We start from the raw sequence: 11,925 nt of genomic DNA, 5'->3' as shown, positions 1-11,925 counted from the left end.
GTCGCTTCGGCGGCCTGTGCGTTCGTCGGCATCAGCGTGAGGGCGGCGGCCGCGGCGCCCGTGGTGGTGATGCCGGTGAGGGCGAGGGTGCGCAGGCGGGCGATGCGGGTGCGGTTGGTCATGATCATGCGTCAGCAACTCTCCGGCAGGGGACATCGTCGGTGCCGGCCGCTGTTCGTTGCGGCGGCGTCGGGGTGTCCGCACGGATGCGGGCGGCCCCGGGGGGATGCGCTGGGTGCGTGTTCCGGCTCCCGGCGACGACAGCAATGTTTAGCGGCGGCCGGGGCGGAAGGCAATGATGTGACCTACTACCCCACTACCGATAAAACGCCCCAAATCGGAAATAATGCCTGCATCTGCCCTGTTCAGGGGCATCCCGTCCTACGATCCTGCTTAGGATGTGATCCCGCTCTCGTGGGCACCGTCACCCCTGGAAGCCCCGGGCCGAGGGCTGCCGGCCTCAAGGCCAACCTTTCGGCCCTCCTCGTCGTCTTGCTTTCCGGCAGCAGCCGAACTGACCTGAAAGCAGGAGCACTTGCCCCACACGACCTCTCCCCTCATGCGGCGCAGTGCGGCTCTGGCTGCCGCTCTCGGGCTCGTCGCCCTCGCCGAACCCCACGCGGCCGACGCGGCGCCGACCGCCGTCACGGCCAGTGGCCCCGCGGCCCTTCACTGGTCCACCTGCCCCGCGGGCTCCGACGCGCCGCGCGGCACCTACTGCGCCGCCCTCAAGGTGCCCCTCGACTACACCAGGGCGAACGGCCGGCAGATCAAGCTCACCCTGTCGATGGCCGGCGACCTGAACGCTCCCCGCACCCTCGTGGTCAACCCGGGTGGTCCGGGCGAACCGGGTATCGGCACGGCGAAGCTGGTGTGGAGCTCGCTGCCCCAGGATGTCGCCGCGCAGTACAACGTGGTCAGCTTCGACCCGCGCGGTGTCGGCGCCAGCGCCCCGGTGTCCTGCGGGGACACGGCCAAGCTGCTCAAGCATCCGGCCGCGCCGTACACGCCGGCCACGGATGCCCAGGAGCAGGCGCGGCTGACCGTGGCCCGCAAGGTCGCCGAACAGTGCGGTGCGAACTCCCGGGATCTGCTGCCGTACATCACGACCGAGAACGCGGCCCGTGACATGGACCGGATCCGTACCGCGTTCCACCGCGACAAACTCGACTACCTCGGGTATTCGTACGGCACGAGGCTGGGCGCCACCTACGCGACGCTGTTCCCCTCGCACACCGGCCGCATGATCCTCGACAGCGTCGTCGATCCGACCGTGACCACCTACGCCTCGCAGTACGAACAGGATCCGGCGCTCCAGCACCGGACCGGCCAGTTCTTCGCCTGGGCGGCCAAGAAGGACCGGACCTACCACCTGGGCACCAGTGCGGCGAAGGTGTCGGCCGCGTGGGACGCCGTCCGCGAGAAGCTGGGCGCTCACCCCGCCGGGGGCAGGGCGGGCAGCGCCGAGATCGACGATCTGCTCGCCTCCGCCATGTACACCGATCTGGACTGGGGAAATGTGGCCCAGGCCGTCGCGGACTACCGGCGCGGGGATGCGAGCACACTGCTCGGCGCGACCGACCAGCTCGCCCTCGGCGGCGTCGACCCGGCCCAGCTCGCCTACAACTGCGTGGACGACGCCTGGCCCCGTGACTGGGCGACGTGGCACCGGGACACCGCGGCGGCGGCCCCCAAGGCTCCGCTGTTCGCCTGGCTGAACACCTGGTACAGCGCGCCGTGCGCGTTCTGGAAGGTACCGACGGCCCGGCCCGTGAAGATCGGCTCGGCCAAGGTGCCGCCGATCCTGCTGCTCCAGGCCAAGGACGACCCGGCGACCCCGGTCGAGGGCGCGCGGCGCATGCACCAGGTGCTGGCCGGTTCCCGCCTCGTCGTCGCGGGCGGCGGCGACCACGGCCAGTATCTGTTCGACGGCAACACCTGCATGGACCAGCACGGCAGCCGCTACCTGCTCACCGGACGACTCCCGGCCGACAACTCCAAGTGCCCGGCGACACCGGCCCCGTGAGCGACGCCGCCACGACCGCCGGTCCAGCTCGTCGGCCGGCTCATCACGCAGGACGCCTTCCGCTTCTTGACGGCCGTTCCATGCCCTTGCCTCACCTTCACCGCCGTCGTAGACGCCGTTCCGGGACGAGCTAGGGTGACGACCATGCGATGGGGGGATCGTCCGGTCTGGATCCGGTGCACGGCGATGGCGTACGTGATCGGCTTTCTGGAAGGGACCGGAGCGCACGGGTACTTCCTGATGACGGGCGGGCTGAATGCCTACAGCTACGCACCGATGCTCGTCCAACTGCTCTTCCACCTGCTCTTGCTGCTCGATCCGCTGGTCGCACTGTTGATCATCCGTGCCCGCCCTGGCGGGGCATTGCTCGCTGCCGTGGTCATGCTCGCGGACGTGCTCGGCAACTGGAGCGTCGCTTGGAGCGCGGTCCTGACGCATCCCACCGCGTTTCTCCGTCCGGTAGGGCTCTTGCCGATCACGCTCTTCGGTGTCTTCGTCTCCATCACGGCACTTCCGCTCCGCCGGGCGCTGACACCGGGCGGCAACAACGAGATGCCGCCGCCTCGCGCAGGCAGCTGGCGAAGTCAGCCTGGGTGAGCGGTGTCAGGCCATAGTGCTCGCGGCCGGCCTTCGCATAGGCGTCGTTCGTACGGAATGGCGCTTCCGCTTCGCCGAGGACTTCGCGCTGCCACGCGGTCGTGGGCGGCGAGCAGACGCTGTGCGCGGATGGGGTCGCGCCGGCGGACCGGACCTGAGGAACCAGTGCGGGACGAGCGCCGCCTGGCCGTGCCACGCACCCTCCGCTCCCGAGTCCAGCGCGAGGGTCACGAGCCGGACGCAGGCCCGTTCCCGATGCCGGCTGCGGTCTTCGGGAGAGGCTTTTGGCGGCGGCACAGGCTCCGCACAGCGCTGAGCCATCCTCTCCAGCCGCCGGCGCCACTCCAACAGCGCGGCCACGACGCGGGCCGCGGTCTCATCAGGCGTCGTCACCGAGCTCGCCCCGGCCACCCGGCTGCCGAGGACGCCGCCGTAACGGCCGCGAAGACCGGGCCTGCCCGTATGCCTGTGGCGGCGTCATACGGGCAGGCCCGTCAGCCCCGTCGGGGGTCACCGAGCGTCCGGCTTCAGGCGGACTGCAGCTCCAGGAGCGACGCCACCAGCCGGTCCACCTCCTCCCTGGTGTTGTACAGCGCCAGCGACGCACGGGCCGCCGAGTCGAGGCCGTAGTGGGCCAGGGCCGGCTGGGCGCAGTGGTGGCCGGCCCGGATGGCTATGCCGTCGCCGTCCAGCCAGTCGGCGATCTCGGTCGGGGTGTGACCGGGCATGGTGAAGGTCAGTACACCGATCCGCTCGGCCGCCGGCCCCAGCAGCTCAAGGCCCGGGACCTTGACCAGGGCTTCCTGCGCGTAGGCCATCAGCTGCGTCTCGTAGTCGGCCACGGCTTTGCGGTCGAAGGCCGTCAGCCAGTTGAGGGCGGACAGCAGGCCGGCCACGCCGGAGATGTGGCCGGTGCCGGCTTCGAAGCGGTGTGGGACCGGTGCGTACGTGGTCCCGCCGAAGCTCACTGACTCGATCATGTTGCCGCCCGACTGCCACGGCGCCATGGTCTGGAGGATCTCCGGCCTGACGTACAGGGCGCCGATGCCGGTGGGGGCGTAGATCTTGTGGCCGGAGAAGGCGTAGAAGTCGGCGTCCAGGTCCTGTACGTCGACGGGGAGGTGCGCCACCGCCTGTGCCCCGTCCACCAGCACCTTCGCCTGATAGCGGTGCGCCAGCGCCGTCATCTCCCGCACCGGCGGCACGGTGCCGAGGACGTTCGAGGCGTGGCTGACGACCACGAGCCGGGTCCGCGCGGAGAGCAGATCGACGTACGCGTCCTGGTCGACGCGGCCGTCCGGCCGCAGGGGTACGGGCACGACGCGCGCTCGTGTCTCCTTGGCGACCAGCTGCCAGGGCACGATGTTCGCGTGGTGCTCGAGCACCGGCACCAGGACATCGTCTCCGGGGCCGAGGTTGGCGCGCCCCCAGCTCTGCGCGACCAGGTTGATGGCCTCGGTCGTTCCCCGGACGAAGACGATGCTTTCGGGCGAGGGCGCGCCCAGGAAGCGCGCTACCTCGGCCCGGCCCGCCTCGTACATCTCCGTGGCCTCGCGCGCCATGGTGTGCGCGCCCCGGTGGATGTTGGAGTTGGCGGAGGCGTAGAACGCCGCCAGCGCTTCGATCACCTGCCGGGGTTTCTGCGTGGTGGCGCCGTTGTCCAGCCAGATCAGCGGGTGGCCGTTGACCGTCCGGTGCAGGATCGGCACGTCCCGGCGGGCCATTTCGGGCGAGAAGCCCCGGGAGGTGCCGTACGGCTGGAGGGCGGCAGGAGCCATGGCCTGGCCGGTGGGCGCAGAAGACCCGGGAAGTCCGGTCAGGCGCGGCGCGGTCGGCGTCGTCAGGCCGGTGAACCCGGCAACGTCAGGAGTAGTCATGGTACTTGGACACCTCGACGTTCTGGAGCACCGCGAGCGCGTCCTCCACCAGCACCGCTGCGTTGAAGTACGCCGTCATCAGGTACGACGTGATGCCCTTCTGGTCCACACCCATGTTCTTCATCGCCAGGCCGGGCTCGACCTCGTCGGCGACGTTCGACGGCCGCAGGCCCACCACGCCCTGCTCGGCCTCACCCAGCCGCATCAGCAGGATCTCGGTCGTACCCCCGCCCGCGCCCCCGGAGAACCGCACTTTGTCCGACGGCAGCAGCGGCACTCCGCGCCAGGTCAGCAGCGGGCTTCCGAAGCGGTTCTCGATCACCGGGGGCACGCCCCGGCGCGTACATTCACGGCCGAACGCCGCGATCGCCTTGGGGTGGGCGAGGAAGTACGCGGGCTGCTTCCACACCCGCGTCAGCAGTTCATCCAGATCGTCGGGGGTCGGCGCGCCGGTGCGCGTCTGTACGCGCTGCCCGGGGGCGACGTTGTTGAAGAGCCCGAACTCCGGGTGGTACAGCATCGAGGCCTCCTGCCGCTCGCGCAGTGCGTGAACGGTGAGGTTGGCCTGGGCCCGCGTCTGGTCGATCGGCCCGTTGTAGAGGTCGGCGACGCGTGTGTGCACGCGCAGTACGGTCTGCGCGAGGGTCATGTGGTACTCGCGGGGCGTGTCCTCGTAGTCGACGAACGTCCCCGGCAGGTCCGGCTCGCCGACGTGTCCCGCGGTGAGGTCCACGGGGACCTCGGCGCCGGCCATGACGTCGGCGCCGGCGACGTACGCGTCCACCGCACCGCGTAAGGACTCGTCCCGCTCGCCGAGCCGGGCGAGTTCGGCGCGGTCCAGGCAGAGGGCGACGCCGGCGGTCAGCGCCTGCACCCGGTACGGCATGGCCTCGGCGCGGGTCCACGCGCCGAGGTCGAAGAACTGGCCGTCGCCGATGACGTCGAGGAGCGCGTCCGCGCCGTACTGCCCGGTCGCGCGCTTCTCCGCGCGCCCGTGCACGATCACGCACAGTCGGTCGGCCGGGGCGCCCTCCTGGGCCAGCACCTCGCCGGGCTCGAAACACACCTGCGTGAACGCGCCGGCCAGCTCCTCCAGCAGCAACTCGTCCGCCTCGCGCAGGTACGGCAGTTCACGGAGGTCGCCTTTGACGACGCGCGGCGTTTCGTCGTCGGTCGTGCTGATGCGGTCGTCGCCCAGGACGTACGTACGGCGCCGGTTGACCCGGTAGACGCCGGACTCGACGTCCACCCAGGGCAGCGCGCGCAGGAGATAGCGCGGCGTGATGCCGCGCATCTGGGGTGTCGTCTTGGTGGTGTTGGCGAGTTGCCGTGCGGCATCCGGGCCGAGGCTCATCCGCTCGCTCATGAAGAACTCCTCGCAGGTAGGGGGTGGGAACGAGGAGGGATCGTCTTCCTGTAGCCGGAATACCACAAGAGTGGATTTATCTGCGGATGGCAGGAATCACCTGCTTTGCCAAGCTTTCGGGAAGCACATGCGCAGCCGAGCGACGTTGGTCACCGCAGGTCGCCGCGCGCGAGGGTGGCAGGGATTGTCTATCCAGGCAGAGGCGGCCGTACCGCCGAATCGTCCATAGAGGGCCGAATTTCATCTCATATGCATCCTTTGCGAATCCCAAAGAGGCAATTATCGATGCCGCACGGCCCGGGGCTGGATCGGCACGAGGTCTGCTCCCGGCCCTATGACTCGGGCAGCGGCCGCACGGTCAGCTGGTAGTCCTGCAGGATCCGGCCGTCGTCGTCCAGCACGAGGAACACCCGGGCCGCCCAGGCCACTTCACCCGCCCGCGGGCCTGTCGCGTACGTCAACTGGGTGGTGAACATGGCGACGTCCTCGTGCACGGTGACGTGGTCGTCGTGCGTGACGTGGTACTCCCCGGAGGCAACGAAAAGCCCGTGCGCCTCCGTCACCCGCTCCACGAGCCGCTCGTGGCCGCGGAATTGGGTGCCTTCGACGAACTCGACGCCGTCCGGGGCCCACAGCTCGGTGACGGCGCGCTTGCGTGCGGCGGCGTCCGGCTCGCTCCAGACGGCCACGTAACGCCGCACGATCTGGTCGACGTCCGTGACGGTGGTCTGCGGCATGATCGGTCAACTCCCTCACTCGGCACGTGGACGGCCGGGATCCGGCCGTCGGCACCACGCTCCGGGCGCCCGCAGCGGGAGGGTCAAGGGGGGCCGCTCCGCCGGACTCTCCCCCTGGGGGAGGCCGCACAATCGAAGGGTGACGAGCTACCTGTCGATCGGCGACTTCTCGCGCGCCACCCACATGACCGTCAAGACCCTGCGCCACTACCACGAGATCCGCCTGCTGGAACCGGCCGACGTGGATCCGCACACCGGGTACCGGCGCTACTCGGCCGAGCAGATCCCCACGGCCCAGGTGGTGCGCCGGTTCCGGGACCTCGGCATGCCCTTGGAGGAGATCAGGACCGTCCTGGCAGCTTCGGACGTGGCAACCCGTAACCGGCACATCAGCGCGCACCTGCACCGGCTGGAGCAACAGCTCGACCGGACCCAGCGCGCGGTCGCGGCGCTGCACGACCTGCTGGCCCCGCCTGCGGCGGGCGACGCTCCCCGGATCGAACTGCGCAGCGTCGACGCGGTCCCCGCCGCGGCCATCACCGCCACGGTCGAGGCCCAAGACGTCGGGACCTGGTTCCAGGGCGCCCTCGGCGAACTGTTCGCGACCCTGGCCGGCCAGGGGCTGCGCGAGACCGGCCCTGCCGGCGGCCTGTACGCCGACGAGCTGTTCACCCTGCACCGAGGGAAGGCCACCGTGTTCGTGCCCTGCGACGGCCCCCTCCGACCGCTCGGCCGGGTCGAGCCGTTGCACGTGCCGTCTGCGGAACTCGCCGTGATCGAGCACTGCGGCCCGCCCTCCGAGGTCGACCGCGCCTACGGCGCGCTGGCCACCTACGTCTCACGGCGCGCACTCGTCATCGACGGCCCCGTCCGCGAGTACTACCTGGTCGGCCAGCGCCAGACCCCGGACAGCGCGCTCTGGCGGACCGAAGTCTGCTGGCCGGTCTTCCGCACCGGAGGGCCCGACCGCCCCTGAAACTCCCCGCCCCGCGCCCGGGGCACAGCCCGCATCACCCGAGCGCGCTTCTTTCGCCCGCGCCTGCCTCCCACTTGCGCCCCATCGCCCGGAACATGGCCGGATACACCCCCAGGTACCGAAACGGCTTGATGGCAGCCATGTAGAGGACGCCGAACAGCCCGTTCGGCTTCACCAGGACGGCCATCTGTCCGCGATAGCCGCCGGTCTCGTCCGGGACCCAGCCGATGTGCATCACCGCGTGCACGGTCCGGTTGGCCGTCTCGGCCGCCCACTCGTCGTGCAGTTGGTAGACGGAGGTGAACGGAAGCGAACGGGAGTCGGGGCCCCGGGGACTCTCTCGGAGGTCCGCCGGCAACCGGTCGCGCAGGCTCGGCACGCGGGCGCCGACGCCGGTGGCGGGCGCGTCCCAGCCGAGCAGCCTCCCGAGCTTCCAGCGGATCGCGAAGAGCCCGCGGTACACGGGGGAAGAGACCGTTGTCCTGTCGCCTCCCTCACCCGCGATCTGGCGCACGAGGTGCGGAAGATCGTCGGGGCCGCCTGGTGTCGGAAGGGCCCACACGTCCTCCAGGTGGAAGTCGCCGGTGACCTCGTGGATCCGCCAGGGGCGGGACGTGTGCGCGGTACTGGGGAGTCTCATGAGCTGGCCCCTATCTATACGATGCCGTATAGACAAGACTAGGCCCCTTTATACGGCACCGTATAGATAGGGGGGCGTGAGGGGAGCCACATCATGGTCAAGGCCCGTACGCCTCGCGGCAGATGGATCGAGGAGGGCTTGCGCGTGCTCGCCGTCGGCGGCCCGGAGGCCGTACGGATCGAGTCGCTGGCGCAGTCGCTCGGCGTCAGCAAGGGCGGCTTCTACGGCTACTTCCGCAACCGGGACGCCTTGCTCACCGAGATGCTCGACACGTGGGAGCGCGAGGTCACCGAGGCGGTGATCGAGGAGGTCGAGAGCGGAGGAGGAGACGCCCGCGCCAAGCTGGAGCGGCTCTTCACGCTCGTCACCTCGTTCGCCGACGGGCCAGTGACCGGCACCGCGACCGACCTCGCGATCCGCGACTGGGCCCGGCGTGACGAGGCCGTCGCGCACCGGCTCCGGCGCGTCGACAACCGGCGCATGGACTATCTGCGCTCGCTCTTCGGCTCCTTCTGCGACGACGAGGACGACGTCGAAGTCCGCAGCCTGATCACCTACTCGGTGCGGATCGGCAGCCACTTCATCGCCGCCGACCACGGCGGTCGCAGCCGCGCGGAAATGATGGAGCTGACCCGGAGGTGGCTCCTGAGGTAGCACCTGTCACCGGCCCTCGCCGAACTCGCCGTCGGCAGTGTCAGGGAGCCCCGCCTCGTCGTCCTGGCCGGCAACGCCGGCATGGCGGACCACACCCTCGGCGCCGACGGCGTCACCGCCAAGTCCGCGGCCGCCGTGTTCGGCACCCACGCCGTCCGCGTCGTCCGTGTCACCCAGGCCGCGACTCCGTTGCTGCGCAAGTCCGACAACCCGGTGGTGGTGAGTCACCAACCCCGAGCGCCGAGGACCGCCGCGCAGTCACGCTCGGCCGGAATTCACTCCGTCGGCAGCGTGCCCGGCAGGCCGAGCGCGGCGGAGACCTGGCGCCAGATGGCGGTGAGGGCCGTGTCCAGGGTGACCGTCGGGTCGCGCAGCATGAGCCGGATGCCGTAGCCGTCGCTCAGAGACAGGACCAGCGTGCTCAGTTCGTCCACGTCGGTCGGCGTGAACTCGCCGGACGCGATGCCGCGCCGTACCGCTCCGGCCACCCAGGCGTGCAGCTGCGCGTACAGGTCCACGGCGAAGGCCCGGGTGGTCTCGTCGCGCAGGGCCCGGGCCCACAGTTCCTGCCACAGCCGCCAGTCCTGGTGCAGTTCGGGATCACTGGGCAGCAGGCTGCGCAGGATCCTGGCCAGGACGACCGCCGCCGGCGCCGTCTCCGCGTCGCGTTCGACGTCGACCGCGGTGTGGGCGAAGGAGTGGGTCATCGCCTCGGTGAACAGCTTCTCGCGCGTGTCGAAGTGGTAGTGGAGCAGCGCGGTCGACACGCCGGCGCGCTCCGCGACCATGCGCATGCGGATCTTCTCGAAGCCGATCTCGGCGATGACCTCGCACGCGGCGGTCAGGATGCGCTCGCGCGTGTCTGCCGTGCGCACCTTGGTGGACACCCTGGCGCTCCCCTCGTCCGGTGGTCGTACGCCGTGGCCATTTTCCCTCACCGTGGTCTCCCCGGTGCCGCCGCCCCGCGCTGCGGCTCTCCGTCGTAGGTGTGGAAGCCGCGCCCGGACTTGCGGCCCAGCAGTCCGGCCTCCACCATCCGGGACAGCAGCGGGGGCGGCGAGAACTGCGGCTCGCGGAACTCGGCGTACAGCGACTCCGCGATGGCCCGCGTGGTGTCCAGGCCGATGAGGTCCGTCAGGGCCAGCGGGCCGAGCGGGTGCGCGCAGCCGAGGACCATGCCGCGGTCGATGTCCTCGACGCTCGCGCCGCCCGACTCCACCATGCGGATGGCCGCCAGCAGGTAGGGGACGAGCAGCGCGTTGACGACGAAGCCGGCCCGGTCCCGGGTCCGTACGACCTCCTTGCCGAGCCTGCCCGTCACGAAGGTCTCGGCCCGGGTCACGGTGGCGCCCGAGGTGAGCAGGGAGGGTACGACTTCGACCAGCCGCAGTACCGGTACGGGGTTGAAGAAGTGCACGCCCACGACGTGTTCGGGGCGGCCGGTCGCGGCGGCGAGCCGGATGACCGGGATGGAGGAGGTGTTCGTCGCGAGGATGGCCCCCTCGCCCGTGACCACGGCGTCGAGGCGGGTGAAGACGTCGGTCTTGAGGCGCTCGTCCTCCGCCACGGCCTCGATCACCAGGTCGCGGTCGTGCAGTGCCTCGACCTCGGCGACGACGGTGATCAGGTCGGCGGCGGCCGCACGCCGTTCCGCGGTGAGTCTGCCGTGCGCGGTGGCCCGGTCGAGCGAGCGGGTGACGCGCAGGCGGCCCGACCGGGCGGCCTGCGCGTCGCGTTCCACCACGGTCACCGGCAGGCCGGCCCGCGCACAGACCTCGGCGATGCCCGCGCCCATCAGGCCGCAGCCGACGACTCCGACGCTTTCGATGCCGGTCATGCAGGGCTCCCTCTGGTCCGTGTCGGCCATGGTCGTCAGGCGGTGGGCAGGTCCAGGACGCCCGGGCCGCGCTTGATCAGCTCGCCCGCGATGATCAGCCGCTGGATCTCGGAGGTGCCCTCCCAGATCCGGTCGACCCGCAGCTCCCGGTAGAGCCGCTCGACGGCGTAGGTGCGGTCGTAGCCCCGGCCGCCGTGGATCTGCAGGCACCGGTCGATCACCCGGCCGGCGGCCTCGCTGGCCGCGAGCTTGGCGATGGCCGCCTTGGCGTGCAGTGTCTTGCGGTCGCCGGCCGAGGCCTGGTCGACCTCCCAGGCGACCTGGTGGGTGTAGGCGCGGTTGACCGCGATGTCCACCGCGCAGTCCGCGAGCATGCCCTGGATCAGCTGGTACGAGGCGATCGGCGCCCCGAACTGCTCCCGCTCCACCGCCCAGTCACGGGCCAGTTCCAGGGCGCGTTCGGCGGCGCCGGTGGTGCGCGCGGCGATCATGAGGCGTTCCTCGGTGAACCACGAGCGCGTGATGTCGTACCCCTCGCCGACGCCGCCGAGCACGGCGTCCTCTCCCACCTGTACGTCGGTGAAGGTGAACTCGGGGTGCTCGTAGACGAAGGTGTGCATGAAGCGCGGGACGCGTGTCATCTCGATACCCGGGGTGTCCTTGTCCACGAGGAACAGCGTCGGCGCGCGTTCCGGTCCGGCGGCGGCGAGCACGATCATGAAGTCGGCGTGGTCGCCGACCGTCACGAACCACTTCTCGCCGTTGAGCACCCAGCCCCGGTCGTTCTTCGTCGCCGTGGTGGCCAGGTTCTGCGGGTCCGAGCCGGCGCCGGGCTCGGTGACGGCGTAGCAGTCGCGCCGCTCCCCCCTGATCACCGGGACGAGGAAGCGCTCGCGCTGCTCCGGGGTGCACAGGCGCAGGGCGTTGGCGGGGCGCCACACCATGTCCCACAGGGCGCCGGTCAGCCGTCCCAGCTCCTCCTGCACGGTGGCCTGCTCGGCGATGGTGAGGCCGGCTCCGCCCCACTCGGCCGGCATGTTGACGGCCTGGAGCCCGGCGTCGAGGACCGCGTCACGGATCTTGGCGTGCGCCTCGGCGGGCAGGCCGTTGTTCTCCTCGCACGTGAGCTCGTAGGCGGCGATGAAGTCGGTGAGGGCGCGCGCGTCGGCCTTGAGCTGTGCCTGGCGCGGGGTGAGGCGGAAGTCCATGGATGTC

The 11,925-nt window shown here is 70.7% G+C and carries 12 protein-coding genes; 4 read left to right on the top strand and 8 right to left on the bottom strand.

Annotated features, from left to right (window positions below; genetic code table 11):
- Positions 1 to 535 precede the first annotated feature (535 nt).
- Positions 536 to 2,026, top strand: coding sequence for an alpha/beta hydrolase (locus ABT288_RS05020; protein WP_351602869.1), 1,491 nt, complete (start codon positions 536 to 538; stop codon positions 2,024 to 2,026).
- Between the two features lie 186 nt (positions 2,027 to 2,212).
- A complete protein-coding gene (locus tag ABT288_RS05015; protein ID WP_351602867.1) occupies positions 2,213 to 2,623 on the top strand; it encodes a hypothetical protein in 411 nt (136 codons plus the stop codon).
- Positions 2,624 to 3,150: 527 nt separating this feature from the next.
- Here ABT288_RS05015 and ABT288_RS05010 read toward each other — a convergent pair.
- From ABT288_RS05010 to ABT288_RS05000, 3 genes are all read right to left on the bottom strand, one after another.
- A complete protein-coding gene (locus tag ABT288_RS05010; protein ID WP_351602865.1) occupies positions 3,151 to 4,500 on the bottom strand; it encodes a SufS family cysteine desulfurase in 1,350 nt (449 codons plus the stop codon).
- The gene (locus ABT288_RS05005) at positions 4,487 to 5,866 is read right to left on the bottom strand and encodes a family 2B encapsulin nanocompartment shell protein (protein WP_351602863.1); all 1,380 of its coding nucleotides are present in this window, start codon (positions 5,864 to 5,866) and stop codon (positions 4,487 to 4,489) included. The genes ABT288_RS05010 and ABT288_RS05005 overlap by 14 nt, the downstream gene beginning before the upstream one ends.
- 332 nt (positions 5,867 to 6,198) lie before the next feature.
- The gene (locus tag ABT288_RS05000) at positions 6,199 to 6,603 is read right to left on the bottom strand and encodes a nuclear transport factor 2 family protein (protein ID WP_351602862.1); all 405 of its coding nucleotides are present in this window, start codon (positions 6,601 to 6,603) and stop codon (positions 6,199 to 6,201) included.
- A gap of 139 nt (positions 6,604 to 6,742) precedes the next feature.
- Here ABT288_RS05000 and ABT288_RS04995 point away from each other — a divergent pair, with 139 nt between their 5' ends.
- Complete coding sequence (locus tag ABT288_RS04995) at positions 6,743 to 7,579, top strand: MerR family transcriptional regulator (RefSeq protein WP_351602860.1); 837 nt, start codon at positions 6,743 to 6,745, stop codon at positions 7,577 to 7,579.
- Positions 7,580 to 7,613: 34 nt separating this feature from the next.
- Here the strand turns inward: ABT288_RS04995 and ABT288_RS04990 are convergent, their stop codons facing one another.
- The gene (locus tag ABT288_RS04990) at positions 7,614 to 8,219 is read right to left on the bottom strand and encodes a DUF2867 domain-containing protein (RefSeq protein WP_351602858.1); all 606 of its coding nucleotides are present in this window, start codon (positions 8,217 to 8,219) and stop codon (positions 7,614 to 7,616) included.
- 93 nt (positions 8,220 to 8,312) lie between these two features.
- Here ABT288_RS04990 and ABT288_RS04985 point away from each other — a divergent pair, with 93 nt between their 5' ends.
- Positions 8,313 to 8,873: a TetR/AcrR family transcriptional regulator gene (locus ABT288_RS04985; protein ID WP_351602857.1), complete on the top strand. Its 561-nt coding sequence runs from the start codon at positions 8,313 to 8,315 to the stop codon at positions 8,871 to 8,873.
- Between the two features lie 6 nt (positions 8,874 to 8,879).
- On the opposite strand, the gene ABT288_RS04980 is transcribed toward ABT288_RS04985, so the two are convergent.
- The 4 genes from ABT288_RS04980 to ABT288_RS04965 all read right to left on the bottom strand — a co-directional run bounded on the left by ABT288_RS04980 (position 8,880) and on the right by ABT288_RS04965 (position 11,918).
- Positions 8,880 to 9,023: a hypothetical protein gene (locus tag ABT288_RS04980; protein ID WP_351602856.1), complete on the bottom strand. Its 144-nt coding sequence runs from the start codon at positions 9,021 to 9,023 to the stop codon at positions 8,880 to 8,882.
- 125 nt (positions 9,024 to 9,148) lie between these two features.
- Entirely contained in the window at positions 9,149 to 9,760 is a 612-nt protein-coding gene (locus ABT288_RS04975; RefSeq protein ID WP_351602855.1) for a TetR/AcrR family transcriptional regulator, read from the bottom strand.
- 47 nt (positions 9,761 to 9,807) lie between these two features.
- Positions 9,808 to 10,710, bottom strand: a complete 903-nt coding sequence (locus ABT288_RS04970) for a 3-hydroxybutyryl-CoA dehydrogenase (protein WP_351602853.1) — start codon at positions 10,708 to 10,710, stop codon at positions 9,808 to 9,810.
- 35 nt (positions 10,711 to 10,745) lie between these two features.
- Positions 10,746 to 11,918, bottom strand: coding sequence for an acyl-CoA dehydrogenase family protein (locus tag ABT288_RS04965; protein ID WP_351602852.1), 1,173 nt, complete (start codon positions 11,916 to 11,918; stop codon positions 10,746 to 10,748).
- Positions 11,919 to 11,925 lie beyond the last annotated feature (7 nt).

Source organism: Streptomyces sp. NPDC001093 (assembly GCF_040298985.1).
Taxonomy (GTDB): domain Bacteria; phylum Actinomycetota; class Actinomycetes; order Streptomycetales; family Streptomycetaceae; genus Streptomyces.
This window is presented reverse-complemented; position numbering and strand designations above follow the sequence as displayed.

Excerpts from the sequence above, each read along its gene's own strand:
- ABT288_RS05015 (WP_351602867.1), top strand. The coding sequence starts at position 2,213 with ATGGCGTACGTGATCGGCTTTCTGGAAGGGACCGGAGCGCACGGGTAC.
- ABT288_RS05010 (WP_351602865.1), bottom strand. The coding sequence starts at position 4,500 with ATGACTACTCCTGACGTTGCCGGGTTCACCGGCCTGACGACGCCGACC.
- ABT288_RS05005 (WP_351602863.1), bottom strand. The coding sequence starts at position 5,866 with ATGAGCGAGCGGATGAGCCTCGGCCCGGATGCCGCACGGCAACTCGCC.
- ABT288_RS05000 (WP_351602862.1), bottom strand. The coding sequence starts at position 6,603 with ATGCCGCAGACCACCGTCACGGACGTCGACCAGATCGTGCGGCGTTAC.
- ABT288_RS04990 (WP_351602858.1), bottom strand. The coding sequence starts at position 8,219 with ATGAGACTCCCCAGTACCGCGCACACGTCCCGCCCCTGGCGGATCCAC.
- ABT288_RS04985 (WP_351602857.1), top strand. The coding sequence starts at position 8,313 with ATGGTCAAGGCCCGTACGCCTCGCGGCAGATGGATCGAGGAGGGCTTG.
- ABT288_RS04970 (WP_351602853.1), bottom strand. The coding sequence starts at position 10,710 with ATGACCGGCATCGAAAGCGTCGGAGTCGTCGGCTGCGGCCTGATGGGC.
- ABT288_RS04965 (WP_351602852.1), bottom strand. The coding sequence starts at position 11,918 with ATGGACTTCCGCCTCACCCCGCGCCAGGCACAGCTCAAGGCCGACGCG.